This is a genomic window from Xanthobacteraceae bacterium, from assembly GCA_019454205.1.
In the GTDB taxonomy this organism is placed as follows: Bacteria; Pseudomonadota; Alphaproteobacteria; order Rhizobiales; family Xanthobacteraceae.
The window spans coordinates 1,567,677-1,593,149 of the sequence record CP075369.1 but is presented as its reverse complement, the minus strand read 5'-3'; the positions used below and the strand labels follow the sequence as shown (position 1 = coordinate 1,593,149).

At 61.7% G+C, this 25,473-nt stretch carries 30 protein-coding genes; 18 read left to right on the top strand and 12 right to left on the bottom strand.

Translation table 11 applies throughout. The features are described from left to right. Window positions 1–70: 70 nt before the first annotated feature. From lepB to parC, 6 genes are read left to right on the top strand one after another with little or no spacing between them, the layout of a single operon-like run. Window positions 71–817, top strand: coding sequence for a signal peptidase I (gene lepB / locus KF794_07850; GenBank protein ID QYK43728.1), 747 nt, complete (start codon window positions 71–73; stop codon window positions 815–817). Then, on the top strand, window positions 814–1,521 hold the full coding sequence (rnc, locus tag KF794_07845; protein QYK46639.1) for a ribonuclease III: 708 nt from the start codon (window positions 814–816) through the stop codon (window positions 1,519–1,521). Before lepB ends, rnc begins: the two co-directional genes overlap by 4 nt. Then, entirely contained in the window at window positions 1,514–2,416 is a 903-nt protein-coding gene (gene era, locus KF794_07840; GenBank protein ID QYK43727.1) for a GTPase Era, read from the top strand. Before rnc ends, era begins: the two co-directional genes overlap by 8 nt. Further along, complete coding sequence (locus tag KF794_07835; protein ID QYK43726.1) at window positions 2,413–2,865, top strand: HIT family protein; 453 nt, start codon at window positions 2,413–2,415, stop codon at window positions 2,863–2,865. The genes era and KF794_07835 overlap by 4 nt, the downstream gene beginning before the upstream one ends. A 1-nt stretch (window position 2,866) precedes the next feature. Then, complete coding sequence (gene recO / locus KF794_07830; protein QYK43725.1) at window positions 2,867–3,592, top strand: DNA repair protein RecO; 726 nt, start codon at window positions 2,867–2,869, stop codon at window positions 3,590–3,592. 38 nt (window positions 3,593–3,630) lie between these two features. Beyond that, window positions 3,631–5,892 (top strand): DNA topoisomerase IV subunit A, encoded by a 2,262-nt coding sequence (gene parC / locus KF794_07825; protein ID QYK43724.1) that lies wholly within the window; start codon window positions 3,631–3,633, stop codon window positions 5,890–5,892. Here parC and KF794_07820 read toward each other — a convergent pair. The 7 genes from KF794_07820 to KF794_07790 all read right to left on the bottom strand — a co-directional run bounded on the left by KF794_07820 (window position 5,889) and on the right by KF794_07790 (window position 13,320). Then, window positions 5,889–6,803, bottom strand: a complete 915-nt coding sequence (locus KF794_07820; protein ID QYK43723.1) for a metal ABC transporter permease — start codon at window positions 6,801–6,803, stop codon at window positions 5,889–5,891. The genes parC and KF794_07820 overlap by 4 nt on opposite strands. Further along, window positions 6,800–7,732, bottom strand: a complete 933-nt coding sequence (locus KF794_07815; protein QYK43722.1) for a metal ABC transporter permease — start codon at window positions 7,730–7,732, stop codon at window positions 6,800–6,802. Before KF794_07815 ends, KF794_07820 begins: the two co-directional genes overlap by 4 nt. After that, on the bottom strand, window positions 7,725–8,501 hold the full coding sequence (locus KF794_07810) for a metal ABC transporter ATP-binding protein (GenBank protein QYK43721.1): 777 nt from the start codon (window positions 8,499–8,501) through the stop codon (window positions 7,725–7,727). The genes KF794_07815 and KF794_07810 overlap by 8 nt, the downstream gene beginning before the upstream one ends. Before the next feature lie 3 nt (window positions 8,502–8,504). Continuing rightward, entirely contained in the window at window positions 8,505–9,476 is a 972-nt protein-coding gene (locus tag KF794_07805; protein ID QYK43720.1) for a zinc ABC transporter substrate-binding protein, read from the bottom strand. A 162-nt stretch (window positions 9,477–9,638) separates the two neighbouring features. Next, on the bottom strand, window positions 9,639–10,256 hold the full coding sequence (locus KF794_07800; GenBank protein ID QYK43719.1) for a redoxin domain-containing protein: 618 nt from the start codon (window positions 10,254–10,256) through the stop codon (window positions 9,639–9,641). Further along, entirely contained in the window at window positions 10,253–12,400 is a 2,148-nt protein-coding gene (locus KF794_07795) for a thioredoxin family protein (GenBank protein QYK43718.1), read from the bottom strand. The genes KF794_07800 and KF794_07795 overlap by 4 nt, the downstream gene beginning before the upstream one ends. A gap of 161 nt (window positions 12,401–12,561) precedes the next feature. Next, window positions 12,562–13,320 carry an arginyltransferase gene (locus tag KF794_07790; GenBank protein ID QYK43717.1) on the bottom strand — a complete coding sequence of 253 codons (759 nt, stop codon included), beginning with the start codon at window positions 13,318–13,320 and terminating at the stop codon, window positions 12,562–12,564. 188 nt (window positions 13,321–13,508) lie between these two features. Here KF794_07790 and KF794_07785 point away from each other — a divergent pair, with 188 nt between their 5' ends. From KF794_07785 to KF794_07770, 4 genes are all read left to right on the top strand, one after another. Next, window positions 13,509–13,730 carry an amphi-Trp domain-containing protein gene (locus KF794_07785; GenBank protein ID QYK43716.1) on the top strand — a complete coding sequence of 74 codons (222 nt, stop codon included), beginning with the start codon at window positions 13,509–13,511 and terminating at the stop codon, window positions 13,728–13,730. An 83-nt stretch (window positions 13,731–13,813) separates the two neighbouring features. Then, complete coding sequence (locus KF794_07780; protein QYK43715.1) at window positions 13,814–14,050, top strand: hypothetical protein; 237 nt, start codon at window positions 13,814–13,816, stop codon at window positions 14,048–14,050. A gap of 120 nt (window positions 14,051–14,170) precedes the next feature. Next, the gene (locus KF794_07775) at window positions 14,171–14,368 is read left to right on the top strand and encodes a hypothetical protein (GenBank protein QYK43714.1); all 198 of its coding nucleotides are present in this window, start codon (window positions 14,171–14,173) and stop codon (window positions 14,366–14,368) included. Between the two features lie 71 nt (window positions 14,369–14,439). Then, a complete protein-coding gene (locus KF794_07770; GenBank protein QYK43713.1) occupies window positions 14,440–15,402 on the top strand; it encodes an MliC family protein in 963 nt (320 codons plus the stop codon). A 6-nt stretch (window positions 15,403–15,408) separates the two neighbouring features. Here KF794_07770 and KF794_07765 read toward each other — a convergent pair whose 3' ends face one another. The 4 genes from KF794_07765 to KF794_07750 all read right to left on the bottom strand — a co-directional run bounded on the left by KF794_07765 (window position 15,409) and on the right by KF794_07750 (window position 17,360). Beyond that, a complete protein-coding gene (locus tag KF794_07765; GenBank protein QYK46638.1) occupies window positions 15,409–15,861 on the bottom strand; it encodes a hypothetical protein in 453 nt (150 codons plus the stop codon). A gap of 62 nt (window positions 15,862–15,923) precedes the next feature. Further along, window positions 15,924–16,067 carry a hypothetical protein gene (locus tag KF794_07760; GenBank protein ID QYK43712.1) on the bottom strand — a complete coding sequence of 48 codons (144 nt, stop codon included), beginning with the start codon at window positions 16,065–16,067 and terminating at the stop codon, window positions 15,924–15,926. A 199-nt stretch (window positions 16,068–16,266) separates the two neighbouring features. After that, entirely contained in the window at window positions 16,267–16,416 is a 150-nt protein-coding gene (locus tag KF794_07755) for a hypothetical protein (protein ID QYK43711.1), read from the bottom strand. A 44-nt stretch (window positions 16,417–16,460) separates the two neighbouring features. Continuing rightward, window positions 16,461–17,360, bottom strand: a complete 900-nt coding sequence (locus tag KF794_07750) for a glycine reductase (GenBank protein QYK43710.1) — start codon at window positions 17,358–17,360, stop codon at window positions 16,461–16,463. 318 nt (window positions 17,361–17,678) lie between these two features. Between KF794_07750 and KF794_07745 the strand changes: the two genes are divergently transcribed. Then, complete coding sequence (locus KF794_07745) at window positions 17,679–18,779, top strand: hypothetical protein (GenBank protein QYK43709.1); 1,101 nt, start codon at window positions 17,679–17,681, stop codon at window positions 18,777–18,779. Window positions 18,780–18,790: 11 nt separating this feature from the next. Here the strand turns inward: KF794_07745 and hemB are convergent, their stop codons facing one another. Further along, complete coding sequence (hemB, locus tag KF794_07740) at window positions 18,791–19,849, bottom strand: porphobilinogen synthase (protein QYK43708.1); 1,059 nt, start codon at window positions 19,847–19,849, stop codon at window positions 18,791–18,793. Window positions 19,850–19,990: 141 nt separating this feature from the next. Here hemB and KF794_07735 point away from each other — a divergent pair, with 141 nt between their 5' ends. The 7 genes from KF794_07735 to KF794_07705 all read left to right on the top strand — a co-directional run bounded on the left by KF794_07735 (window position 19,991) and on the right by KF794_07705 (window position 25,462). After that, a complete protein-coding gene (locus KF794_07735) occupies window positions 19,991–21,130 on the top strand; it encodes an acyl-CoA dehydrogenase family protein (protein ID QYK43707.1) in 1,140 nt (379 codons plus the stop codon). Next, complete coding sequence (locus KF794_07730) at window positions 21,131–22,174, top strand: enoyl-CoA hydratase/isomerase family protein (protein QYK43706.1); 1,044 nt, start codon at window positions 21,131–21,133, stop codon at window positions 22,172–22,174. Continuing rightward, complete coding sequence (locus KF794_07725) at window positions 22,171–22,599, top strand: hypothetical protein (GenBank protein ID QYK43705.1); 429 nt, start codon at window positions 22,171–22,173, stop codon at window positions 22,597–22,599. The genes KF794_07730 and KF794_07725 overlap by 4 nt, the downstream gene beginning before the upstream one ends. Before the next feature lie 21 nt (window positions 22,600–22,620). Continuing rightward, window positions 22,621–23,508 (top strand): 3-hydroxyisobutyrate dehydrogenase, encoded by an 888-nt coding sequence (gene mmsB, locus KF794_07720; protein QYK43704.1) that lies wholly within the window; start codon window positions 22,621–22,623, stop codon window positions 23,506–23,508. A gap of 6 nt (window positions 23,509–23,514) precedes the next feature. Beyond that, window positions 23,515–24,438 (top strand): cation transporter, encoded by a 924-nt coding sequence (locus KF794_07715; GenBank protein ID QYK43703.1) that lies wholly within the window; start codon window positions 23,515–23,517, stop codon window positions 24,436–24,438. A 158-nt stretch (window positions 24,439–24,596) separates the two neighbouring features. Further along, complete coding sequence (locus tag KF794_07710; protein ID QYK43702.1) at window positions 24,597–25,109, top strand: MarR family transcriptional regulator; 513 nt, start codon at window positions 24,597–24,599, stop codon at window positions 25,107–25,109. A 137-nt stretch (window positions 25,110–25,246) separates the two neighbouring features. Next, entirely contained in the window at window positions 25,247–25,462 is a 216-nt protein-coding gene (locus KF794_07705; protein QYK43701.1) for a hypothetical protein, read from the top strand. Window positions 25,463–25,473: the final 11 nt, after the last annotated feature.

Here is a 25,473-nt window from a genome sequence, read left to right as displayed (position 1 = left end):
GCATTGCCACCCCCAAGCCCCGCGTCTATACGGGCGCACGCCGCCGGAATCCCCGGAGAAATTCTTTCCCATGAATGCAACGACCGAAAAGAAAAAAAGCGAACTCGGTGAAATCGTCAGCATCGGTTTCCAGGCGCTCGTCATTGCGCTGGTGATCCGGACGCTGCTGTTTCAGCCCTTCAACATTCCTTCCGGTTCGATGAAGGCGACGTTGCTGGTTGGCGACTATATCTTCGTGTCGAAGTATTCGTACGGCTACACGAAATATTCGGTGCCGTTCGCGCTGATCCCGTTTTCGGGACGCATCTGGGCGGGGATGCCAGAGCGCGGTGATGTCGCGGTGTTCCGCAATCCGAAAGAAGAGTCGAACGATTACATCAAGCGCGTGATCGGACTACCCGGCGACAAGATTCAGATGAAGAACGGCGTCGTGCACATCAACGGCCAGCCGGTGAAACGCGAGAAGATCGAAGACTGGATTTCCGATGAGCCGGGCGACTCTGGCCGGCGCATCACGCGCTACCGCGAGACGCTGCCGAACGGCCGCACTTACGAGACGCTCGATCTCGGCGAAACATTCTACGACAACACGCGCGAATACGAAGTGCCGCCCGGCCATTATTTCATGATGGGCGATAACCGCGACAATTCGCAGGACAGCCGTGTCGAAAGCGCGGTCGGTTTCGTGCCGTTCGAGAACTTCATCGGACGCGCGGAACTAATCTTCTTCTCGCTCTCGGAGGGCACCTCGATCTGGCAGCTCTGGCTGTGGCCGACCGAAGTGCGCTGGGGCCGGATTTTCTCGCGGGTGCGATGAGTCGCAACGCGCCCGATCTCGCTTCGCTGCAAGAGCGGCTAGGCTACCGCTTCAAGAACACTACGCTGCTCGAACAGGCGCTGACGCACGTCACTGCCGTTAACGGCAAACGCCGCGAGGATTACCAGCGGCTCGAATTCCTCGGCGATCGCGTCTTGTCTCTTGCCGTCGCCGAAATGCTTTATCTCGCGTTTCCGAAAGAGGATGAGGGCAATCTCGCGCGCCGTCACTCGGCGATGGTGCGCAACGAAGCGTGGGTCGAGATTGCGATGCTGCTCGATCTCGGCGCGCACCTGCGGCTGGGATCGAGCGAGTCCGGTTCGGGCGGGCGGCACAAGGAATCCATTCTCGGCGACGCTTGCGAGGCGCTGTTCGGCGCGGTGTTTCTCGATTCCGATTATCCCACCGTGCGCGCGATCATCGACCGCCTGTGGCGGCCGCTGATGACGCGCGCCCGGGCCGAGGCGCCGCGCGATGCGAAATCCATGTTGCAGGAATGGGCGCTCGCGCATGGCATGCCGCTTCCACATTACCGTGAAATTGAACGCAGCGGGCCGGACCACAAGCCGGTATTCCGCGTTGCCGCCGAATTGCCGGGCCGTGCGCCGGCGGAAGGTGTTGGTGCTTCCAAGCGCGAGGCGGAACGCGCCGCGGCTTCGGAGATGCTGACGCGGGAAGGATTGTTGACGGACCCCAATGGCTGAAGAAACCCGCGCAGGCTTCGTCGCGCTGATCGGCGCGCCGAATGCCGGAAAATCTACGCTGCTGAACGCGCTGGTCGGCGCGAAAGTTTCCATCGTCACGCACAAGGTGCAGACCACGCGTACGCTGGTGCGCGGGATTGCGATGGCCGGCAAATCGCAGATCGTGTTCGTCGACACGCCGGGCATCTTCGCACCGAAGCGCAGACTCGACCGCGCGATGGTCGGCTCGGCGTGGCAGGGCGCGGCGGACGCCGATCTGGTCGCGCTCCTGATCGACGCGCAGCGCGGTCTGTACGACGGGGCGAAGGAAATTCTCGGCAAGCTCGGTGAAGTGCCGCAACCGAAAATCCTGATCCTCAACAAGATCGATCTGGTCGAGCGCGAGAAACTGCTTGCCTTAACCGCGCAGGCCAACGAACTCGCTCGTTTCGAGCGGACCTTCATGATTTCCGCCGCGAACGGCGATGGCGTCGCGGACGTCCGCGAATATTTCGCGGACGCGATGCCGAAAGGTCCGTGGCTCTACCCGGAAGACGAAATCTCCGACGTGCCGATGCGCCTGATGGCGGCGGAAATCACCCGCGAGAAGCTCTTTCTCCGGCTGCACGAGGAGTTACCCTATCAGTCCACGGTCGAAACTGATTCGTGGAAGGAAATGAAAGATGGCTCGGTGCGCATCGAGCAGACGGTTTACGTCGAGCGCGACGGCCAGAAGAAGATCGTGCTGGGGCAGGCGGGCAAGATGATCAAGTCGATCTCGATGGACGCTCGCAAGGAAATCTCCGCAGAGATCGAAAAACGCGTGCATCTGTTCCTGCACGTCAAGGTTCGCGAGAACTGGGGTAACGACCCGGAGCGCTATCGCAACATCGGGCTGGAGTATCCAAAGGAATGAGCGCGGGGACCGCACAGCCGGGGTGTCTGTTCTGTCGCATCGCGCGCGGCGAGATTCCCGTGGTGCGGGTTCACGAGAACGATGAAATCATCGCCTTTCTCGATATTCGTCCCATTCGGGAAGGCCATCTTCTGATCGTGCCCAAGGGCCATTACGATTATTTCGAGGATATTCCGGCAGACATTGCGGGCAAGATTGTCGCCCTGGCGCAACGTTTTGCCCGTGTCGCGAAGCAGACTTACAATGTGGCGCGCGTCGGATTCATGTTCACCGGCGTTCATATCGCGCATGCGCACGCACATGTCGTGCCGATGGTAGAAGATACCGACATCACCTCGCGTCGCTATATCGTGGAAGAGGCAGTGACTTTCCGGGACCCTGACGTGATGTCTCCGGACAGGCTTGAGAAGGTCGCTGCAAAATTGAAGACAGCGCTCGCAGAGACCTGAGATGGAGTGGACCGACGACGGCATCATCCTCGGCCTGCGCCGCCATGGCGAGGGGCACGCCGTCGCCGAATTGATGACGTTGCATCACGGGCGCCATCTCGGCCTCGTCTATGGCGGCAGCTCGCGGAAGAAGATGCCTTCGCTCCAGCCCGGAAATACGGTGCGCGCGGTATGGCGCGCGCGGCTCGACGAGCAACTCGGCAACTACACGCTCGAAATCACGCGCTCGCGCGCCGACCGGCTGATGGTGTCGGCCTGCGCCAGCTTCGGCCTGCAGACGCTTGCCGCACTGTTGCGCCTGCTGCCGGAGCGCGATCCTCATGCCGAACTGTTCGCGATGCTGGACTTCATCGCGGATCGGCTCGACTCCGCGGACGCGGGGCCGCTGCTGGCGCGCTTTGAACTCTTGCTGCTTGCGGAACTTGGCTTCGGTCTCGATCTCGGTTCCTGCGCGGCAACCGGCGCGACGGAAGACCTGCTTTATGTCTCGCCCAAGACCGGACGCGCGGTCAGCCGCGAGGCGGGCGAGCCATGGCACGACCGGCTATTGCCGTTGCCATCTTTTCTCCACGGGGAGGCGGTCACGGTTTCGGCCGGCGACCTGAACGCCGCCTTCGCGCTCACCGGGCACTTCCTGCGGGTGCATGTGCTGGAACCGCGCGGAATGGCTCTCCCCGAAGCCCGGGAAGCCTTCCTCGCGGCGGCGGGGCGCGACCGGGCCGCGTGAAAGTTGAACCTCACCCCGTGACTGGGTACCGCTAGATCATGACCAAGCGAATCACTCCGCCCGCATCGGGTGGCGGCGGCGGCAATATCGAGCCGGTCGAACTCAAGGAAGCGCTCGAAGAGCGCTATCTCGCCTACGCGCTCTCGACCATCATGGGCCGCGCGCTGCCGGACGCCCGGGACGGGCTGAAGCCGGTTCACCGCCGCATCCTGCATGCGATGCGGCAACTGCGGCTCGATCCCGGCACCGCGTTCAAGAAATCCGCCCGTGTGGTCGGCGACGTCATCGGCAAATTCCATCCGCATGGCGACCAGTCGGTCTATGACGCGCTGGTGCGGCTCGCGCAGGATTTCGCGCAGCGCTATCCGCTGGTGGACGGGCAGGGCAACTTCGGCAACGTGGACGGCGATAACGCGGCCGCGATGCGCTACACCGAAGCGCGCATGACCGATGTCGCGAGGCTTCTGCTGGAAGGCCTCGACGAAGACGCGGTCGACATGCGCCTCACCTACGATGGAGAGGAAGAAGAGCCGATCGTGCTTCCGGGCGCGTTCCCGAACCTGCTCGCGAACGGTTCGACCGGCATCGCGGTCGGCATGGCGACTTCCATTCCGCCGCACAACGCCGCCGAGCTTTGCGACGCTGCGCTGTTCCTGATCGAGAAGCCGAAGTGCCAGCCGCGCGAACTTCTCAAGTTCGTCAAGGGGCCGGATTTCCCGACCGGTGGTATCATCGTCGACGACAAGGCGACGATCCGCGAGGCCTACAACACCGGCCGCGGTTCGTTCCGCGTGCGGGCGCGTTGGACGCAGGAAAATACCGGAAGCGGCACCTGGGTCGTGGTCGTGACCGAAATTCCGTACTCGGTCCCCAAATCGCGGCTGATCGAGAAGATCGCCGAACTGCTCACCGACAAGAAGCTGCCGCTGCTCGCGGACGTTCGCGACGAGTCTACCGAAGACGTGCGCATCGTGCTTGAGCCGCGTTCGCGCAACGTCGATCCGGTCTTGATGATGGAGCAGCTTTTCAAGCTTACCGAGCTGGAGAGCCGCTTTCCGTTGAACATGAACGTGCTGATGGGCGGCCTCACGCCGCGGGTCGTAAACTTGCAGGAGGCGCTGCACGAGTGGCTCGATCATCGCCGCGAGGTGCTGATCCGCCGCTCGAAGAACCGGCTAGGTATCATCGAACACCGCCTCGAAGTGCTCGGCGGCTACCTGATCGCTTATCTGAACCTCGACGAGGTGATCCGCATTATCCGCACCGAGGATGAGCCGAAGCCGGTGCTGATGAAGCGCTTCAAGCTCACCGACGTGCAAGCCGACGCGATTCTGAACATGCGGCTGCGCAACTTGCGCAAGCTCGAGGAAATGGAAATCCGCGGCGAGCATGCGGACCTGAAGAAAGAGAAAGCCGAACTCGAGAAGCTGCTGAAGTCTCCGGCGGGGCAGTGGAAGAAGATTTCCGACCAGGTGAAGGAAGTGCGCGACCTGTTCGGTCCCAAGACCGAACTCGGCAAGCGCCGTACCGATTTCGAGGCGGCGGCGGAGATCGACGAAGCGGCGGTCGCGGAGTCGATGGTGACGCGCGAGCCGATCACGGTCGTGGTTTCAGAGAAGGGCTGGATCCGCGCGCTACGCGGCCATACCGACAAGGTGGCCGACCTCGAATTCAAGGGCGACGACAAGCTGAAATTCTCGTTCTACGCCGAGACGACATCGAAGCTGATGGTGTTCGCCACCAACGGACGCTTCTACACGCTCGATGCAGGCAAATTGCCGGGCGGCCGCGGTCACGGCGAACCGATCCGCCTCATGGTCGAGATCGAGGCGGGGCACGAGATCGTGGTCGTGTTCCCGTATGCCGAAGGCCAGAAATTCCTGGTCGCGTCGCACGCGGGCAAGGGTTTCGTCGTGAAGGTCGAGGATGCGCTCGGCACCACGCGCAAGGGCAAGCAGGTGCTGAACGTGAAGGCACCCGACAAGGCGGTGGCGATTGCGCCGGCCGGCGGCGATCATGTCGCCGCCATCGGTGACAACCGGAAGATGCTCGTGTTCCCGGCGAAGGACTTGCCGGAGATGGGGCGTGGTTCGGGCGTGAAGCTGCAACGTTACAAGGACGGCGGACTTTCCGACGCCAAGACCTTCAACCTCGACGATGGGTTGGTCTGGACCGACAGCGCCAACCGTCAGCACACGCTCACCAAAGGCGAGTTGCGCGATTGGCGCGGCAATCGTGCGGATGCGGGCCGTCTCGCGCCGAAGGGTTTTCCGAAGTCGAACCGCTTCCGCGACGTCTAGGCGACGCGCGGACTGCCGCGCTTCGCGCCGAACAGCATCGCGCATAGCTGGATCAGTCCGGCGACGACCGCAATGGTGCCCGCCGCGCCTAGCGATATATCCTGCCCGAACAGTTGCGGGAGCAACACGGCTGCCGCGTAGCCGGAGATCCCGCTGAGCAGGGCGAATACGACGGAGAGAAGAACCTGCGTGCGCAGGTCGTCGGTCAGCATCCGCGCGGCGGCGGGGGGACAGACCATCATCGCGACCAGCAGGATCACGCCGACCGAGGACAGCGACAGCACGGCGGCCAGCGCGGAAAGCGAAACGACGATTGCGCCGAACACGCGCGGCGAGACGCCGATGGTGGAGGCGAATACCGGATCGAAGCTGGTGAGGCGCAGTTCCTTGAACAGAATCCCGATCACCAGCGCGATCACGATGAGGCCGCCGGCAAGGCGGAATACTTCCGGCGGCAGCTCGCGCAATGCCGCCACGTCGAACAGGCTTTGAAAGCCCGTCGCGGCGGGCCAGATCGCGGCTTCGATATTGCCGAACAGGATATGATGCACGTCGAAGGATGTGCGCGCGATTCCGGTCTGTTCGAGCAGCAATACGCCAAGCGCGAACATCGCGGTAAAGACCGCGCCAAGCGCGGCGGATGGATCGACGCCCGCGATACGGCGCAGAAATTCCACCAGCATCGCCGAGACCAGCGCGGCCGCGAATGCGCCGCCCAGCATCACCCAGGTCGCGGTCGTGCCCGCAATCACGAAAGCAATCACGATCCCGGGCAGCACGACATGACCCATTGCATCGCCCAGCATGCTCTGCCGCGTCAGCACCAGAAAGTTTCCGATCAGCGCGCAGGTGACGGCGGCAAGCGTGCCGGTCAGCAGCGCAGGGAAGTCGATCTGGAAGAAGGTCATCATGGCGCGGCACCGCGTTCCGCGCGCGCGCCGAGCGCGCGAATGGCAAGGCCTCGGGCGCTTCCAAAGAATACGCTGATGAGCAACAGCGCGAAGGCGACCAGTACGATGATGGCGCCAGTCGGCGTGTCCGGTTTGATCGCGGAGACGGCCGCGCCGAAATAGGCGGAGGCAGCGCCGATCAACGCGGCGAGCAGCGTCATGCCGCCCGCGTGGTTGGTCCAGAAGCGCGCGGCGGCGGGCGGGATCACGATGAGCGCGACGATCAGCACCAGCCCGACGATGCGCAAACCGATGACGACGACCGCCAGCACCAGCGCGAGCACGGCGAAGTCGAGGAGGCGCACCGGAAAGCCGTGGGCGCGGGCGAACTCGCTGTCAAAAGAAATCAGCGTCAGTTCCTTGAAAAGCAGCGCAATCGCGGCGGCGACGAGCAGCGAAAAGACCGCGAGCGTGATCGCTTCCTCACGCAACATGCCCGCCGTCGCGCCCAGCAAGTAAATGTCGAGGCCAGCCTGTCCGCCGGTCTTCAGGGTCTGGATGACGGTCAGCAGCACGATGCCGAAGGCGAAGAAACTGGCGAGTACGCTCGCAATCGCGGTGTCTTCGGGCAGGCGCGTGCGGCTTGCGATCCACTGGATCGAGAGCGCGGCGGCGATAGCGCTCAGCGCTGCGCCGGTCAGCAGAAACGGTAGCGAGCGTCCGGGCAGGCCGAGCGAAACTGCCAGCAGGAATCCGAGTGCGACGCCGGGCAGGGTGGCATGCGCCACCGCGTCGGCAACCAGCGCGCGCCGCCGCAGCATCGCGAATACGCCGATGGCTCCCGCGGAAGCGCCGAGCGCCGCTGCGCCGAGCATGACGACAACGGTGTTGTAGCCCGCGCGCAGCATCAGCACGGACAGGAGTTCGCTTATCGTGCCGGTCTCAGCCATTGCTTTCGAGCGAGAGCGGAACGCCGTAGGCGCGTGCGACCGTTTCCGGCGTGAAGGCGCTTGCGACCGGGCCGCTCGCGATCACCTCACGGTTGAGCAGCAGCACATGATCGAAGATCTGCGGCACGTTGCCGAGATCGTGATGTACGCAGACGACCAGCGCACCGCGCTCGCGTAGTTTACGGAATACGTCCGTCATCACGCCCTCGGTCACGGCGTCGACGCCGGCGAAGGGTTCGTCCAGCAGAAAGAGTTTCGCGTCCTGCGCCATTGCGCGGGCGAGGAACACGCGCTGCTGTTGTCCGCCCGATAGCGCGCCGATCTGGCGACCGGCGTATTCGCCGAGCCGCACCGTTTCGAGATGCTCGCGCGCTTTCGCGCGATGCTTCGCTCGAACAGGCATGAGCCAGCCAATGCGGCGATAAAGACCCATTGCAACCACGTCGGCGGCAGTCGCGGGGAAATCCCAGTCCACGCTCGCGCGTTGCGGCACATAGGCGATGTTGCCGCGCTGCGCCTCGACCGGCTGGCCGAAGAAAGCGGCGGAGCCTTGCGCCTTCGGCACAAGGCCGAGGACCGCTTTCAGCAAAGTCGATTTGCCTGCGCCGTTCGGGCCGACGATCGCGACCAGCCCGCTTTGCGGTGCGTCCCATGAAACATTTTTCAACGCGGCGCGTCCGCCGTAATTGACGGAGAGATCGCGCACGGAAACCGGGGGAATCGCCATTCCCGCCGACGATACGCCGCCGGATTGCACACGCGCCAGCATGGTTCAGCTTCCGGTTTTCAGCTTGCCGTTCATGCCGCGCGGCGGCACTGCGCCGCCGAGAGCGCGCGCGATCAACGTGACGTTGTGGTCGAGCATGCCGATCAGCGTGCCCTCATAGGTGCCGGGCGCGCCTAGCGCATCGGAATAGAGTTCGCCGCCGACCTCGACCTTGTGGCCGCGCGCATGTGCGCCTTCGACAAGGGCACGCACGTTGCGCTCCGGCACCGAGCTTTCGACGAACACCGCGCGGATCTTGCGGGAAGCGAGCAGGGCGACCAGCGCCTCGATGCGCTTTAGGCCTGCTTCGCTCTCGGTCGAAAGACCCTGGATACCCTCGACCTCGAACCCATACGCGCTGCCGAAGTAGCCGAAGGCATCATGCGCGGTGACGAGGACACGCGCTTCTTTCGGCACCGTGGCGAGGATCTTGCGCGCGTAATCGTCGAGCCTGTTCAGTTCGGCGATATAGTTTTTAGCGCCCGCTTCGTAGACGGCGCGGCCGGAGGGATCGCGCTCGACCAGCTTGTCGCGGATCGCTTCCACCACGCGGACCCAGAGCTTCGGGTCCATCCAGACGTGCGGGTCCTTCCGCTCCTTATATTCCTGATCGGAGTGAAGCAGGGTTTCGGGGATTGCTTCGGCCGCGAACAGGAGCGGGCGGCTGCGCTGCAACGTCTTCAGCGTAGGGTCGAGTTGCGCCTCCAGATGAAGTCCGTTGGCAATTACGAGATCGGCAGAGGAGAGGCGGGCGATGTCCGCGCGCGTCGGGCGATAAGTGTGCGGGTCGACGCCTTCGCCGAGCAGGCTGGTGACCTCGACACGGGCGCCGCCAACGGCGCGAACGGCGTCCGCCAGCATGGAAACCGTGGCCACCACCCTGAGCGGCTTCTGCTGGGCCTCTGACGGGCCGGCAATCGCTGTCAGGGCAGCAAGAACGCCTGCGAACAGCCCGAAAGCCTTGAAAATCGAGCGCATAAGCCAACCTCTGCAATTGCGAACTATTCGCAAATATGCGCTTGCAGCAGCCTCCCGTCAAGGTTTTTGCGATTCATTCGCAAAAAGGATTTCCGGGTGTCAGCCAAAGCAAAAGGCCGGTGCGCGGGCACCGGCCTTCTAACTTCCTGGCTCAGGTTGCGGTTACGAGCCGTAGTGGATCGTGCAGCCGTAGGCGCGGGTGCTGGGGTTCGGCACCGGCTTGTTGGCGGCGATGGCTTGCAGGGACTCGCGAACGTAGTTCACGGCTTTCGGCAGGCTATCGGGGCGCGAAGAGGGAATGCTGTCGATGCCGCCCTTGTAAACGAGCTTTCCTTCCGCATCGATGATGTACATGTGCGGCGTAGTCTGCGCGCCGTAGAGCTGTCCGAGTTTGCCCTGCGGATCGAGGATGGTGTTGGCAGGAACGGCCTTGCGCTCCGTATTCACTTTGATCGCCGATGCGCCATCGAGATAGCCCTGCTTGCCGGGCTGCGACGAGATCACCTGCAACCACACGATCTGCGGCTGGCCTGCGGTCTTTGCTTCACGTTGCAGCGTCTGCATGTTGTCTGCATTGTAGTGCATCCGCACATACGGACATTCATGGTTGGTCCACTCCAGCACGACGATCTTGCCGCGGAGCGACTTGAGATCGATCGTCTTGCCGTCGGCGGTGATCGCGGTGAATTCCGGCGCGGCTTTGTTGACGTCGGGTGACGCCAGCGCCGGGCTGGCGGTGAAGGCGAGCGCGATGGCTGCACCTGCAATCCATTTTTTCATCGGCGTTCTCCCAATGTTGGTTGGTTTGTCGAGGCTTGATTGATCCGGCTTCCGATTTCACGCAGTACGATGTCGGTCGTAAGGATTTGCGGCAGGACGACAGGAGTGGAATTCGCTCCCGCCGGATAGAAAACGTAAAGCGGCACGCCGCTCCGGCCGAACTTCGTAAGCAGTTCGGTGATCGCGGGATCGCGGTGCGTCCAGTCGCCTTTCAGATAGGCGATGTTGTTGTTCTCGAATGCGGTCATTACTTCCGCGCGGTCGAGTGCGATGCGCTCGTTGACGATGCAGGTCAGGCACCATGCCGCGGTGAGGTTGACGAAGACCGGGCGGCCGCTTGCGCGCAACTCGTCGAGCTTCGCCGGGGTGAAGGCCTGATAGCGTGCGTTCGGATTGTTCGCCTGCTGTACAGGCTGCGGATCCATCGCGGCCATGGCGCCGATGCCGACGGCGAAGACGATTGCGATAGCTGCAAGCGAAGCATTCACGCGCCGCCAGAACTTCAGGCGCGTATGCGAGGAAAGCAGCCACGCGCCGAAGGCGATCAGCACCATGCCGCCGAGCGCGGCAGCCACCGCGTTCGCGCCGGCCTGTTGCGCCAGTACCCAGACCAGCCAGACCGCGACCGCATACATCGGGAAGGCGAGGAACTGCTTGAAACGCTCCATCCAGACGCCGGGCTTCGGGAGGAAGCGCAGCAGTGCGGGCCAATAGCAGAGCACGAGGTAAGGGAGCGCCAGACCGAAGCCGAGCGCGAGGAAGATCGAGAGCAGGATCGGCGCGGGCTGCGCGACTGCGAAGCCAAGCGCGGCACCCATGAACGGTGCGGTGCAGGGTGTTGCGACCACGGCCGCAAGCGCACCGGTCAGGAAGCTTTCCGCATAGCCGCCCTTCGTGCCTGCGAAGCCGAGCCTTGTCAGTGACGTGCCGAAGGTGAGCAGACCGGATTGAGTCAGGCCCACGGCGAACATGACGTAGGCGAGCAACAGCACGAACAGCGGCGACTGAAACTGGAAACCCCAGCCGAGTTGCGCGCCGCCCGCCTTGAACGCGAGCACGATCGCGGCGAATGCACCGAAACAGGCGAGTACGCCTGCCGTATAGCTCCAGCCTTGCAAGCGGCGCTGGTGCGCGCTCGCGCGCGAGTGGTTCACCAGCCAGAGGATTTTCAGCGAGAGCACCGGGAAGACGCAGGGCATCAGGTTGAGAATGATGCCGCCGAGCAATGCGAATAGAAGCGCGGTGAAGAAGCCGATCTCCGACATGGTCATCATGCCGAGCGGCGTGGTCGGCGCGATTGCTCCGTCGATCCCGGTATTCACGTTAACGGCGCGCAATAGCGGCGTCCCGGCGGAGCGATCTTCGAATACCAGCACGCCGCGCAGTTGCGGCGGCAGCTTGGTCTGTGACGGCTTGATCGCCATCGTCAGTTTGCCGTTCTCCACGCTGACCGGTTGCGGCGCTGCGTGTTCGGACACGCCCCATTCGGATGCGAAGAAGAACGGATTGTTGATCTGTTCCGGCGCGATTCCCTGCGGCGTGAAGGCGAACAACAGCTTGCCGTTCGCAGCCTTCGCCTCGAAAGTCCACGACACATCTTCGGGAAGGCTGTTACGCGCCGCCTCGATGCTGCGCTCGCTGATGCCCGCCGACATGCCGCGCGCGACTACAGGCAGGTTCAGCTCCAGCGTCACCTGTTCGGGAATGCAGATTTCCTCGCAGACCAGCCAGTCGACCACCGCCTTCACGGGGAAGGTGCCGCCGGCACGGACATTCTCCGGCACGGTGATTTTGGTCAGCAGCGTGACTTCGTTCTCGTAGCCATAGTTGGCGAGGTGCGCGATGTTGATTTTCTTCGGCGCGGGCCATTCGATTTCGCCCACCTTCGCGCCTTCCGGCAGCGTCCATGCGATCGAAGTTGCGAGGCCGGAGTCGCCCGGATTGATCCAGTAGGTATGCCAGCGCGGAATAATCTTCTGGTTGATGCCGATGGTGAAGGTGCCGCCCGGCTCGACCGCGCGCACATCGGCGACGATCCGCGCCGTGACATGTTTGGTGGTGACCGTCTCGGTGGCATGGGACGGACCAGCGGCGGCCGCAAACATCGCAACGGCCAGAAGAAAGGTCAGGCGGGAAGATTTCATGCGTTCGCGCAGAAGGATTCCGTTTGCAGGATATTTACACGGCTAGCGTGGCAATGGGGCGAAAGAAGCGCCGGGCAGATATGCAACCGGCGTCAGGAATGACGCACAAGACACGGAAAAATAAAGGATATCGGCTTTCGCTCACGAAAACGTGAGGGACTTCATGCCGGTTCCGCGTAGCGTTTCCAGCCGTCCTGCATGAGCCGTTCCTGCGGCAGGAAGCGCTTCTTGTAGTCCATCTTCTTCGCGCCATCGACCCAGTAGCCCAGATAGACGTAGGGCAGGCCCATGCGCCGGGCACGCTCGATGTGGTTGAGGATCAGGAAGGTGCCGAGCGAGCGCTCGCGGGCGAATTCCGGATCGTAAAAGGAATACACCATCGAAAGACCGTCGGAGAGGATGTCGGTCAGTGCGACTGCGATCAGCGGGCCTTCGCCGCGGCCGGTGATGAAGCTGTCTGGCCCGCGCGGGCGATATTCGATCAGCCGCGAGCGAACGTGGCTGTCTTCCACCATCATGGCGTAGTCCAGCACGGTCATATCGACCATGCCGCCGTCGGCGTGGCGCGCATCGAGATACTGGCGGAACAGGGAATACTGCTCGGCGGAGGGCACTGTATCGCGCACCTGGCCCAACAGATCGGTATTGATTTTCAGGGCGCGCTTGAAGGTGCGGGACGGCTCGAATTCGTTGACCAGTACGCGCACGGAAATACACGCGCGGCACGCTTCGCAGGCGGGCCGATAGGCGATGGATTGCGAGCGGCGGAAGCCGCCATGCGTCAGCACATCGTTGATCTCGGCGGCGCGGTCGCCCACCAGATGCGTGAAGACTTTCCGCTCCTTCCGGCCCGGCAGGTAGGGACATGCGGAAGGGCTGGTCAGGAAGAATTGCGGAGTATCGCGGGAATGCTTGGTCACGAGGCCGGAATCATCCCTTCGCGCGTTACGCGCTAGTTTCCAAGGATTGCGCTTTCATGGCTCCGCGTCAAAGGCGATTTGAAGGCGGCCATAGAGACTGACAGTCACCATACCCCCGACAATTACGAATTGCGGCTGCGGGTTCTCCTTCCCAGATGCAGGCCACCACTCTTCACTCCGAGGAAAACATGACCGACCGCAAACGCGATATCGAAAAGGATTATCCGCTGGATCAGTTCGTCGAGAAGCTGCGCCGTCTAGCCGACGCGATCGAGGCGGGCGAACGCTTCGAAATCCAGATCGCAGGCGAGCGCATCTATGTGCCGGTACGTGCCACTTTCAATATCGAACATGAGCGCGGTGGCGGCGTAGAGGAAATCGAATTCCAGATCAGGTGGACTGACAAGTAACATGCGTCTGGACAGGGCGGAACGTTTTCGAGCGTTTTGCGTTCTATCAGGGTCGAAGCAACCAAGAGAGAAGGAGGACAACCATGAAAAATATTCTCATGGCTGCCGCGATTTCGCTCGCGGCCATCACGACCACGCTGCCGGCAAAGGCCGGCCCTGACGGTGCCTTCGGTGGTGCGGTTGCGGGCGGCATTACCGGTGCCGTGATTGGCGGACCCGTCGGCCTTGCAGTCGGTGCCGTAACCGGCGCGTTCGTTGGCGATCGTGTCACCGAGCCGCGCTGTTATGTCGACGACCGTGGCCGTCAGCTTTGCCGCTAAGAAAAAGCCCCGCTCCGGCGGGGCTTTTTTATGCTGTCGAAAGCGTGGCCGATGCGCTTTTCGTGTGTCCGCGAATCTCCTAGCAATTGCGAGGTAAGCAATTTGCGTTGGGGCGGCGTAATGTCGAAACAGAAGCGTGTCATCGAAGCGGGCCGGTACTGGCTCCAGATCGACCGGCAAACCAAGTCTTCCTTTGACGATCTCGAAGCGGCACAGGCCGCCGGCGAGCAGATGAAGAAAAAATTCCCGCAGATTCACGTCGCGCTCTACGACAAGCAGTCCGGCCTGCATTCGGTGCTGCGGAATCCTGTGCTCTGAAGGTTTCTCCGGTCAAATTTACTCTCACGCCGTGAAGTGGCATTCTTCGCATCCAGATGCGGGGGATGGCTATGCGGCGTGTTGCGTGGGTAATCATCGGGGCGTGGGCTTTGTCGGTGGGGCCGGCGCTGGCGGAAGCGGACGGGCCGGATTATTTCAAGGTTGTCAACATCCGAAAGGACGACAACCTCAACGTCCGTAACCGCCCGAACGCCGATGCTCGCATCGTCGGCAAGATCCCGAAGGATGCCGACGGGCTGAAGAACCTCGGCTGCCGTGGCGGGTTGAGCGCGAAGCAATTCGAGAAGGCGAGCGAGAAGCGCAAGAAGGCCGCCGAACGCACGCGCTGGTGCCGGATTTCCTACGAGGACATCACCGGCTGGGTGGCTGCGCGCTATCTCGCGGAAGGCACCGGACCTGACGAGAAACCGAAAGCCGAGCCGAAGCAGGAACCGGTAACGCCGCCTCCGCCCGCGCCTCCGCCTGCCGCGAAGATCGAGCCGAGCTTCGACTGCGAGAAGGCGGAAAAGAACGTCGAGAAGCTGATCTGCGGTGACGGCGCGCTTGCCGCGCTTGATCGCGAGATCGCGCGTCTAGACAAGCTCGTCACCGATGCGCTGAACGCGACGCCTGCCTTCGGCGAAGTGCTGGACGCGCGCGACCGCTGGCTGACCCAGCGCTCGACCTGCTTCGACGCAGAATGCGTGGCGGATATTTCCGTGCGGCGGATCCATCGGCTTCGCGAACGGCAGGCCACGCTGCGCAAGGACGAAGGCGAGGGCATCAGCGTTGGCCCGATCGCGGCGCGCTGCGAGGGGCTGGCCACTCCGCTCAGCGTCACCTTCGTCAACGCGGGCGACGGCTATGTCTATGCGGAATGGGACGACGAGCGCCGCGTGCTGAAGCGCACGCCTGCGGCATCCGGCACGCGCTACGAAGCAAACGGCATCGTGTTCTGGGCGAAAGGCGAAATGGCAATGCTGACGCTGCCGGGGCGTGGCGAGGTGAGCTGCAACCTGCGGCCGGGCGGTTAGTCTTCCTCAGACATTGCGCAGCCGCGCGTAGGCCGCCGCCATGATGACGCTGTAGGTGAGCAGCATCGCCAGCGTGAACGCCGCCGGCCAGATGCCGAGGCCGGTGTTCGCAGCGAAGAAGCCAAGGCCGATCACCGGGAAGAAGATCGCGCACATCGCAAGCCATCCGGCGATGCCGAACACGGCGCCTTTCGCGATCGCGCTGTCGCCGGGCAACACACGATAGAGACTGCCGAACAGCGGGCCGAGCAGCATCGCACCGTTCAGCAACGAGAGCAGCCAGGGCACGGCCGGATGCACTTCGCTGCCCGTCAACTGCGAGAGCGAGTGCTGCAATCCGGCATACGGATTGAAGCCCGGCAGGATTCCGCTTTGCGCCTTGAACAGCATCAAAAGCGTGTGGGCGACGGTGCCGCACAGTCCTGCCGCAATGGATTTCCAGACCCAGCCGAAGTTCATGCGCTGGCGCGTATCGTGGCGCGTTTGCGAAGTCCAGCGCGCCACGTTCGGGCAGGCGAAACTTACGCGGCGAGCTTTATGAACAGCAGCGTGGCGCAGGCGATGGTGCCGAAGAAGATCGCGGTCACGAGCACGTCGTTCATCGTGACTGGCGCTGCGGCAACGTTCGTTTGCGCGGCGCGGACTTTTGTCGTGGCGGCTTGCATAGTTTTGAATTCTTTCAAACACAGGTTCTGAATCGCGGCGCGTGCTTAGCGTGCGTGCGCGATGACTGCCTAGTACCAGCCGAAACATTGGAGTGATTTCAAATATCGCGCTGGCGCGCTTTGCGCGTGCGCAACTTTTCGCAAATACTCAGCGGATGTTTTGTCGAGCGAAATCGACGCTGCAAACGGGGTTGCTGCGCTAGCGCGTCAGCCACGCCATGTTGGTGATGAAGGTCAGGATCAGGCACGCCATCGTGCCGAAGAAGAGAACCGCAACCACCACATCGCGCCATGTGGTTTTGGGCGAGATATATTTGACGACCGGTGCTTCGGTGTTTTCTTCGTCCATCGCCTTCAACTTCCCTGCTTCATACGCATAGGACCGCACGGAGTTTAGGCCACCCGGTTCGCGTTTGCAGCTTTCTTCTGTGCGTCAAAATCACGGCGGCGGCGCGCGAGTTCCTCCGGCGAGAGGCGCTCGAAGTTGTTGTAGTCGAGTTTCCACGCAGGGTCCGCGCTCCAGCGCAGCGGCGATTGCACGGTGGTCTGCGGACCCTTTGCTTCTTCCAGCACTTTCAGCGCGAGTTCGATGGTGAACGCTTGCGATGCAACATCGTGCGGCTTTCCGGCGGCGTTGCCGAGCGGGAAATCGCTGAACAGGAAACGCGGCACGGCCGCGTGTTCGACGATGTCTTTCGCGCAGCCCATGATGATGGTCGCGATGCCATTGGCTTCGAGATGCCGCGCGACCAGCGAAACGGTCTGGTGGCAGACGGGACAATTCGGAACCAGCACGGCCGCCTCGACGCCATCGGCCTTCGCGCGCGCGAGAATCTCCGGTGCGTCGGTCTCGATTGTGACGCGATGGCTGCGGTTGGTCGGCGCGCCGAAGAAACGGGGTGCGAGCGATCCGATCCGGCCTTCGCGTGCCAGCCTTCGAAGCTGCGCGAGCGGAAACCATGTGTTGATGTCGGTCGCGCTGGTATGCGCGCGGTCGTAGGCGATGTGGGAGATGCGCAGATCGTGGTCTAGCGCACTATCGCCATCATAGACCGAGAAGAATTTGGCGCTGCCGTTATATGGCGCGCCGGGACCTTGGTCGCCTTTCGAGGGGTCGAAACGTGCCGCGGTCGTAATCAGCGCGACGCGCGATTGCGAGAGCGGCTTCGTCAGCGGCTGGAACGGCGCGCTCGTATTATGCGCCCAGCGATAAGGCGTGTCGTAGCCGATGGCGCGATAATACTCGCGCGTGCGCTGCATGTAGGGGATGGGGGTGCCGGAGGGGGAGGTCATGGTCTCAGATTACCGCCAACCGAACCTGCGACCAACAGCTTAGAAGGCTGTTGCTCTAAGGTTAGAGTCCTTTCGACCGCACCAAGTCTGTATAACGGTTTAGCAAACCGACGCCTTGTCGGTCTTACGGAGCATCTCGTTTACACCGAGAGAGTCGGAAGATAGCGCCATAGTCTGGGGGACTAGGGGTCGTATTAACTGAGCGGTAGAGCACTCCCTTTCACGGGAGGGGTCACCGGTTCAAGGGTCGTTCTACGGGTAGAACTGCGGACTCTGACTCCGTCAATCTGCGCTAAGCTGGCGAAAGGAGGCCCGGGAATGTTCAAAAAGCGGACGCTATTTGTAGTCGGCGCTGGGGCAAGTAAAGAGTTTGATATTCCGCTTGGAGCGGATCTCGCCTCGCTAATCGCAAAGAAAACGAGCGTCAAAGATACAGATTGGGGTCATGACCCCAAGATGGGCGACGAAGATATTCTTTCTCAGCTAGCTTTTCGCGACAGAGAGCGGCTTCACCTCTTCTTGAACGCCGCCAAGATAATTAGCAGCGGCATACAATTTTCTCATTCTATCGATGACTTCTTGGACAATCACTCGGCGAATGAGGATGTACGTATAGTCGGAAAAATCGCTATCGCAAAAACTATTCTAGAGAAGGAGCGTGCGAGTAAACTCTGGTTCAGTAAATCCAATATCCATAATAAAATGGACGTGTCTCGCTTTGAAGATACTTGGCTAATTAAGTTTGTACGGTTGCTTGGTCGCAATATTCAGAAGGAAGCCATAGAAAATATCTTCGACAATGTGGCTTTCATTGTTTTCAATTACGACAGATGTATTGAGCAATGCCTGTATCATGCCCTTCAGCAATTGTATGATATCAAGCCTCGAGATGCGGCCAATCTCGTCTCTAAACTTACAATAATTCATCCTTATGGAAAGGTGGGCGAACTCGAAACTGAGGCCGCACCGAATGGTGTGCCCTTCGGAGGTCGCCACGAGCGACTAAGCGAAGGCTATTCGGAAATTTCTAATGGAATTCAGACTTATACCGAACAGATCAAAGATAAGATTCAGCTAGCAGTGCTCAGAAGCCAAATGGATGAAGCCGAGCAAATAGTATTTCTTGGCTTTGCATTTCATGAGCAAAACTTGAACTTACTGAAATCGAAAGAGAAGTTAGATGCAAAAAAAGTCTACGGCACAGCATTTGGCATGTCTGATAGCGATGTCTCGTTAATTCAGGAGCAGCTTAAAGGATTTTTCTCGTTTGAAGATGATGAAGACGACGATCCGTTTTTGCTGACGCCTAGACCTTTTTTCTCGAAGGAGTTTTCGTTCGAGCAGGAATATTTGGATATTCGTAACGATCTAACGTGTGCAAAATTCTTTGATCAGTATGGTCGCTCGCTAATTGGGTAGTGCTGTTTTGGCTATAGGCGCTGGAAAATCTTCTCCGCCACTCTCGGCGCGAAGTACGTCAGCACGGCATCCGCGCCCGCGCGCTTGAACGCCAACAAAGATTCCATCATCGCCTTGTCGCCGTCGAGCCAGCCGTTGTTCGCAGCCGCCATGATCATCGCGTATTCGCCGCTCACCTGATACGCCATCGTCGGCATGCCGAAGGCTTCCTTCACGCGCCAGAGGATGTCGAGATAGGGCAGGCCCGGCTTCACCATCACCATGTCCGCGCCTTCCTCGATGTCGATGGCGACTTCGCGCAGCGCTTCGTCCGAGTTGCCGGGGTCCATCTGGTAGGTGCGCTTGTCGCCTTTCAGCGTCGCGTTCGAGCCGACGGCATCGCGGAACGGGCCGTAGAACGCGCTCGCGTATTTCGCGGCATAGGCGAGGATCTGCACGTCCTGAAAGTTCGCGGCATCCAGCCCGGCACGGATTGCGCCGATGCGGCCGTCCATCATGTCGGAGGGCGCGACCACGTCCGCACCGCATTGCGCCAGCACGCGCGCCTGCTCGACGAGGAGTGCGACCGACTCGTCGTTCAGAATCACGCCTTCGCTCATCACGCCGTCATGGCCGTGCGAAGTGTAGGGGTCGAGCGCAACGTCCGCGATCAGGCCGATCTCCGGAAACTCTTTCTTGATGGCGCGTAGGGCGCGGCCGACGAGGTTGTCAGGGTTGAGGGACTCCGAGCCGTTCTCGTCGCGCAGTTGCTTCGGCGTGTTCGGGAACAGCGCGAGCGCGGGGATTTTCAGCTTTAGCGCACGTTCGGCCTCGCGCACCGCCTGATCGACCGAGAGGCGCTCGACGCCGGGCATGGAGGCGACCGGCTCGCGCGTGTTCGCGCCCTCGCAAATAAAGAGCGGCCAGATCAGGTCGTCGGTGGTGAGGGTGTTTTCGCGCACCAGCCGGCGCGACCAGTCGGTCCGGCGGTTGCGGCGCATGCGCGTGGTCAGGCCGAGGTCTTTCGCAGGCTTGTTTCCGGCGAGCGGCACGATATCGGCAGGGCGGGCTTTGCCTGTGATCGGCGGCATGGCTGGCTTGCTCCTCGAAGTTGCGGTTTTCGCTACAATATCGCGCCGCGACGGCCGGCCCAAGGGATTGTCACGTCTATCGTTGACGGCGCGGCGAAGGCCCGGATATGCGCTAGATCAAAGGATAAAAAGCAGACGCCAATGGATTTCGAGCTTTCCGGGGAACAGCAGGCTTTCCGCGATGCGGCGCGGGCTTTCGCGCGCGAGGAAATGATGCCGCGGGCGCGGGAGTGGGACGAGAAGTCCATCTTCCCGGTCGAGCAGTTGCGGGCGGCCGCCGCGCTCGGCTTCGGCGGGATTTACGTGAAGGAAGACGTGGGCGGCTCGGCGCTGACGCGCTTGGACGCCGCGATCATCTTCGAGGAGCTGGCGCAGGGCTGCACCTCGACCGCCGCCTATATCTCGATCCACAACATGGCCGCGTGGATGATCGACACGTTCGGGAGCGAGGACGCGCGGCAGCGCTTTCTCCCGAAGCTCACCACGATGGAGCATTTCGCGAGTTATTGCCTGACCGAGCCGGGTGCGGGTTCGGATGCGGCGTCGCTTCGCACAAATGCAAAGCGCGACGGCGACCATTATGTCCTGAACGGCGAGAAGGCGTTCATCTCCGGCGGCGGCGCTTCCGATATATATGTATGCATGGTGCGCACCGGCGAGCCGGGGCCACGCGGCATTTCCTGCATCGTCGTCGAGAAGGGCACGCCGGGGCTAAGCTTCGGCGCGCAGGAACAGAAACTCGGCTGGAAGTCGCAGCCGACTTCCGCCGTGATTTTTCAGAATTGCCGCGTGCCCGTTTCCAATCTGATCGGCAACGAGGGGCAGGGCTTCCGCATCGCGATGGCGGGACTGGACGGCGGACGGCTGAATATCGGCGCGTGCTCGCTCGGCGGCGCGCAGTTCTGCCTCGACCGGACCCTCTCATACATGCGCGAGCGGAAACAATTCGGGACGCGGCTCGCGGATTTTCAGGCGTTGCAGTTTCGCGTGGCCGATTTTGCGACCGAGCTTGAGAGTGCGCGTTTGCTGCTCTGGGCGGCGGCACAAAAGGTCGGCGACAAGGCGCCGAACGCAACGCGCATGGCCGCGATGGCGAAGCGCCGCGCGACCGATGTCGGCTTCGAGGTCGTGAACGGCTGCCTGCAACTGCACGGCGGCTACGGATACCTGCGCGACCATCCCATCGAGCGCGTGCTGCGCGACGTGCGCGTGCATCAGATTCTGGAAGGCACCAACGAAATCATGCGCGTCATCATCGCGCGGGAAATGCTGGCGAACTGAATGAATACCGAACCCGAAATCCTGTTCGAGCGGCGCGGTTGCGCGGGCTTCGTTACGCTGAATCGCCCCTATGCGCTGAACGCCGCCACCGACAACATGGTGCGCCAACTCGCACGCCAACTCGATGTCTGGGAGAATGACAGTGCGATTGCACATGTGGTGGTGAAGGCGGCGGGCGACCGCGCTTTCTGCGCTGGCGGCGACATCCGCGCACTCTACGAACAATACAAGGCGGGGCAGGTGCAGAAGTCCATCGACTTCTGGCGTACCGAATACACGCTCAACCATCGCATCAAGCATTACCCGAAGCCGTATATCGCGCTGATCGACGGCATTGTCATGGGCGGCGGCGTGGGCTTGTCGGTCCACGGCTCGCACCGCGTAGCGGGCGACAGATATTCCTTCGCCTATCCGGAAGTCGGCATCGGATTTTTTCCCGATGTGGGCGCGACCCATGTGCTGCCGCGCCTTCCCGGCAAGATCGGCATGTGGATCGGATTGACCGGCTGGCGCGTGAATGCGGATGATGGCGTTTACTGTGGCCTCGCCACACACCGCGTACCGAGCGCTTCTTTCCCCGAACTGGAGCGCGCGCTCACCACGGACGAAGAACCGGGTGAAATCCTGAAAACTTTTGCGGGCGAGAAGCAAAAAGGAAAGCTCGAAGACGAGCATCCGATGATCGACCGCATCTTCGCGCGGCCGAGCGTCGAGGAAATCGTGAGCGCACTCGACGGTGAGATGAGTGAGTTTGCATCCCAGCTCGCACGCGCAATCCGGCAGAAGTCTCCAACCAGCCTCAAGATCGCCTTCGAGCAGGTGCACCGTGGCGGAAAGCTCGACTTCGCGGAGGCGATGCAGACCGAGTTTCGCATTGTGAACCGCGTGGCGCGCGAGCCGGAGTTCTACGAAGGCATCCGGGCAGTGGTGATCGATAAGGACAACGCGCCGAAATGGAGTCCTTCGGCGCTGGAATCCGTGAGCGAAAGCGACGTTGAAGAATACTTCGCGCCGCTGCCCCCGCAGGAGGAACTGCGCCTGTGAGCATGGCCGAAGACGATCCGATGGACGCCGCGATCGGCCGTGACTCGGTCGAGATCAAGCCGTGGCGGCGCATGCTGATCAACTACCAACGTGCGGCCGGCGGCTTCATGATGTTCAAGGGGCTGATCGGCTGGGCGATCATTTGCGGGATTGGTTTCGGCACGCCGTTCCAGCAGCTTCCGATTGAAGCGAAAGGTGCGACCGTATTCTTCGCGGTGATCGATGTCGTGGCGGGGGTGGCGCTGTGGCTCGGCTCCACATGGGGGGCGACGCTCTGGCTGATCGTCGCCGCGGCGCAGATTTCCGCCGACATCGCGTTTTCCGAAATCGCGGGGCTGCTAGTGCTGTTCACGATTCTGGAAACGCTGCTGATCGCGGGCTACGTGCTGGTCCGCTTCAAGGTCTACGAAGAAGAACACACATAAAGAAAATACGGGAGGCGCATCATGGCGAATATCGGTTTCATCGGTCTCGGCAACATGGGTTTGCCGATGGCGCAAAATCTCATCAAGGCCGGACACAAGGTTATCGGCTTCGACGTGACGCCGGCGGGACCGGGCAAGCTCGCTGAAAGCGGTGGTGCCGTGGCCAAGGAGATTGGCGACGCCGCGGCGAATATGGATTTCGTGGTCACGATGCTGCCCGCGGGCCAACATGTGCGCGACGTCTATCTTGGCAACGGCGGCGTATTCGCGCGCGCGAAGCAAGGCGCGGTGTTCATCGACTGCTCGACCATCGACGTGGAGAGCGCGCGGGCGGTGATCGCGGAAGCGGAGAAGAAAGGTTTCCTCATGCTCGATGCGCCGGTTTCCGGCGGCGTCGGCGGCGCGTCGGGCGGGACGCTCACTTTCATGGTCGGCGGTTCGGATGCGGCATTCGCCAAGGCGAAGCCGGTCCTCGAACAGATGGGCAAGACCATCGTGCATGCAGGCGCGGCGGGTGCCGGGCAGGCGGCGAAGATCTGCAACAACATGATCCTCGGCATCTCGATGATCGCGGTGTCGGAAGCCTTCGTGCTCGCGGAGAAACTCGGCCTCGACAAGCAGAAGCTGTTCGACATTTCCTCGAAGTCTTCCGGCCAATGCTGGTCGATGACGACCTATTGCCCGGTGCCGGGTCCGGTACCGACATCGCCCGCGAACCGCGATTACGCAGCGGGCTTCACCGCGGCGATGATGTTGAAAGACCTCAAGCTGTCGCAGGAAGCGGCAAAGTCGGCGGGCGCCAGCACGCCGCTCGGCGCGGACGCGACCGCGCTCTATCAAAAGTTTGCCGACAGCGGCGAAGCGGGCAGGGACTTCTCCGGCATCATTAATTATCTGCGGAAGTCCTAAGCAGGCATGCACGGCGGTCACGATCACGCGCACGAAGGTCATTCGCATGGACCCGCGCGCTATGATCGTGCCTTCGCAATCGGGATTACACTCAATCTAGGATTTGTCGCGGCGGAGTTCGTATTCGGCTATCTCGCGCAATCGCTCGCGCTGATCGCGGATGCCGGACACAACCTCTCCGACGTAGCCGGTCTGGTGATCGCATGGTTTGCGGCATGGCTTGCGCGCAAGAAGCCGAGCGAGCGGCGTACTTACGGATTTCGCCGTGCTTCCATTCTTGCTGCGCTGGCCAACGCCGGGCTGCTGATCGCCGCGGTGGTCTGGATCGTGGTCGAAGCGGTGCAGCGCTTCTTCGATCCGCAGCCGGTGGCAAGCATGACCGTGATCGTAGTCGCGGCGCTCGGCGTGCTCGTCAACGGCACGACCGCATTTCTGTTCATGCGTGGTCGCGAGCACGACATCAATATCGAAGGCGCATTCCAGCACATGGCAGCCGACGCCGCGGTGTCGGTCGGCGTAGTGCTCGCGGGCTTATTGATCCTGTTCACGGGCTGGCTGTGGTTGGACCCGGCGATCAGCATCCTGATTGGCGGCGTCATTTTGTGGAGCACGTGGCGGCTGGCGCGCGAATCCACTGCGCTGTCGCTCGATATGGTGCCGCCGAAGATCGATCGCATGGCAGTCGAGCGCTTTCTCGAAGCGTTGCCCGGCGTCACAGGCGTACACGATCTGCACATCTGGGCGATCAGCACGACGGAGATCGCGCTCACCGCGCATCTGGTACGTCCCGGCGCGGGACTGGACGACGAATTCCTGCATCGCGCGCACGACGATCTCGAACATCGTTTCGGAATCGTACACGCGACGTTCCAGATTGAGGCAGGGGACGAGCGCTTCCCTTGCAAGCTGGCCAGAAATGACGCGGTTTGAAAGGCTTTTCCGCGCTTCATAAACCAATCGTCAATCCTGTTTCCGAAGGAAGCGTTTAGTCTTCAATTTAAGACTTCCTTTTCGCGTCTTGTGTACAAAGATGCACAACGAGCGGGGCGAACTCCGCCGATAAAAACGAACACACGGGGCGTAGAACAATGAAGAACGTAGCGCGCGCGGCGCATGCCGCCGAACCGCTCGAGCGATATGAGGAGCTGAAAACTCCCTACCTCGAAGCGTTGACGCTGGTGGAACGGCTGCATCGCCGTCTGCTCGACGTCATCAAGGACGAATTCGACCGCCGCGGCCGCTCGGACATCAACAGCGTGCAGGCGCTCTTGCTGTTCAACATCGGTGGCAGCGAGCTTACCGCAGGCGAGCTGCGCACGCGCGGCTATTACCTCGGCTCGAACGTCTCCTATAACCTCAAGAAGCTCGTCGAGATGGGCTATCTGCATCACCAGCGTTCGCGGATCGACCGCCGCTCGGTGCGCATCAGCCTCACCGACAAGGGCAAGGAAGTCCACGAAATCGTCGAGACGCTTTACCAGAAGCACGTGCGCACGCTGGAGCAGGTCGGTGGCATCGGCTCCAACGACCTGACCACGCTGAACAAGGCGTTGCAGCGTCTGGAGCGTTTTTGGACTGACCAGATTTTGTATCGCCTCTAAGGCTTGAAGGTGATCGATATGAACGCCCCGGTGTCAAAGCCGGGGCGTTTTGCTTTGAATCGCTGTGCCGCTCTGTGCGCTAAGCGACACTAGGCCCGTCCGATCGGGTGTATCTTCTCCGGAAGAGGATTCCGGTCATGACCGAAAAAACCAGTGGCGTGCGCATTTCCTATCGGGCGTTCTTCCGCGATCTGCAGGGCAATATCGAGCGCGTCGAAAACATTGAATGCGACGACGATAACGATTGCATCGAACGGGTGCGGGCATTTCGTGCCGACCGGCTGATCGAGCTTTGGCAAAGCTCGCGCCTTGTCGCGCGGCTCGATCGTGGCGGGACGATCTTGCCAGCATAAGCGGCAAGCGT

Coding starts and splice junctions, on each gene's coding strand:
- lepB (QYK43728.1), top strand. CDS start 71: ATGAATGCAACGACCGAAAAGAAAAAAAGCGAACTCGGTGAAATCGTC.
- rnc (QYK46639.1), top strand. CDS start 814: ATGAGTCGCAACGCGCCCGATCTCGCTTCGCTGCAAGAGCGGCTAGGC.
- era (QYK43727.1), top strand. CDS start 1,514: ATGGCTGAAGAAACCCGCGCAGGCTTCGTCGCGCTGATCGGCGCGCCG.
- KF794_07835 (QYK43726.1), top strand. CDS start 2,413: ATGAGCGCGGGGACCGCACAGCCGGGGTGTCTGTTCTGTCGCATCGCG.
- recO (QYK43725.1), top strand. CDS start 2,867: ATGGAGTGGACCGACGACGGCATCATCCTCGGCCTGCGCCGCCATGGC.
- parC (QYK43724.1), top strand. CDS start 3,631: ATGACCAAGCGAATCACTCCGCCCGCATCGGGTGGCGGCGGCGGCAAT.
- KF794_07820 (QYK43723.1), bottom strand. CDS start 6,803: ATGATGACCTTCTTCCAGATCGACTTCCCTGCGCTGCTGACCGGCACG.
- KF794_07815 (QYK43722.1), bottom strand. CDS start 7,732: ATGGCTGAGACCGGCACGATAAGCGAACTCCTGTCCGTGCTGATGCTG.
- KF794_07810 (QYK43721.1), bottom strand. CDS start 8,501: ATGCTGGCGCGTGTGCAATCCGGCGGCGTATCGTCGGCGGGAATGGCG.
- KF794_07805 (QYK43720.1), bottom strand. CDS start 9,476: ATGCGCTCGATTTTCAAGGCTTTCGGGCTGTTCGCAGGCGTTCTTGCT.
- KF794_07800 (QYK43719.1), bottom strand. CDS start 10,256: ATGAAAAAATGGATTGCAGGTGCAGCCATCGCGCTCGCCTTCACCGCC.
- KF794_07795 (QYK43718.1), bottom strand. CDS start 12,400: ATGAAATCTTCCCGCCTGACCTTTCTTCTGGCCGTTGCGATGTTTGCG.
- KF794_07785 (QYK43716.1), top strand. CDS start 13,509: ATGACCGACCGCAAACGCGATATCGAAAAGGATTATCCGCTGGATCAG.
- KF794_07780 (QYK43715.1), top strand. CDS start 13,814: ATGAAAAATATTCTCATGGCTGCCGCGATTTCGCTCGCGGCCATCACG.
- KF794_07775 (QYK43714.1), top strand. CDS start 14,171: ATGTCGAAACAGAAGCGTGTCATCGAAGCGGGCCGGTACTGGCTCCAG.
- KF794_07770 (QYK43713.1), top strand. CDS start 14,440: ATGCGGCGTGTTGCGTGGGTAATCATCGGGGCGTGGGCTTTGTCGGTG.
- KF794_07765 (QYK46638.1), bottom strand. CDS start 15,861: ATGAACTTCGGCTGGGTCTGGAAATCCATTGCGGCAGGACTGTGCGGC.
- KF794_07760 (QYK43712.1), bottom strand. CDS start 16,067: ATGCAAGCCGCCACGACAAAAGTCCGCGCCGCGCAAACGAACGTTGCC.
- KF794_07755 (QYK43711.1), bottom strand. CDS start 16,416: ATGGACGAAGAAAACACCGAAGCACCGGTCGTCAAATATATCTCGCCC.
- KF794_07750 (QYK43710.1), bottom strand. CDS start 17,360: ATGACCTCCCCCTCCGGCACCCCCATCCCCTACATGCAGCGCACGCGC.
- KF794_07745 (QYK43709.1), top strand. CDS start 17,679: ATGTTCAAAAAGCGGACGCTATTTGTAGTCGGCGCTGGGGCAAGTAAA.
- hemB (QYK43708.1), bottom strand. CDS start 19,849: ATGCCGCCGATCACAGGCAAAGCCCGCCCTGCCGATATCGTGCCGCTC.
- KF794_07735 (QYK43707.1), top strand. CDS start 19,991: ATGGATTTCGAGCTTTCCGGGGAACAGCAGGCTTTCCGCGATGCGGCG.
- KF794_07730 (QYK43706.1), top strand. CDS start 21,131: ATGAATACCGAACCCGAAATCCTGTTCGAGCGGCGCGGTTGCGCGGGC.
- mmsB (QYK43704.1), top strand. CDS start 22,621: ATGGCGAATATCGGTTTCATCGGTCTCGGCAACATGGGTTTGCCGATG.
- KF794_07715 (QYK43703.1), top strand. CDS start 23,515: ATGCACGGCGGTCACGATCACGCGCACGAAGGTCATTCGCATGGACCC.
- KF794_07710 (QYK43702.1), top strand. CDS start 24,597: ATGAAGAACGTAGCGCGCGCGGCGCATGCCGCCGAACCGCTCGAGCGA.
- KF794_07705 (QYK43701.1), top strand. CDS start 25,247: ATGACCGAAAAAACCAGTGGCGTGCGCATTTCCTATCGGGCGTTCTTC.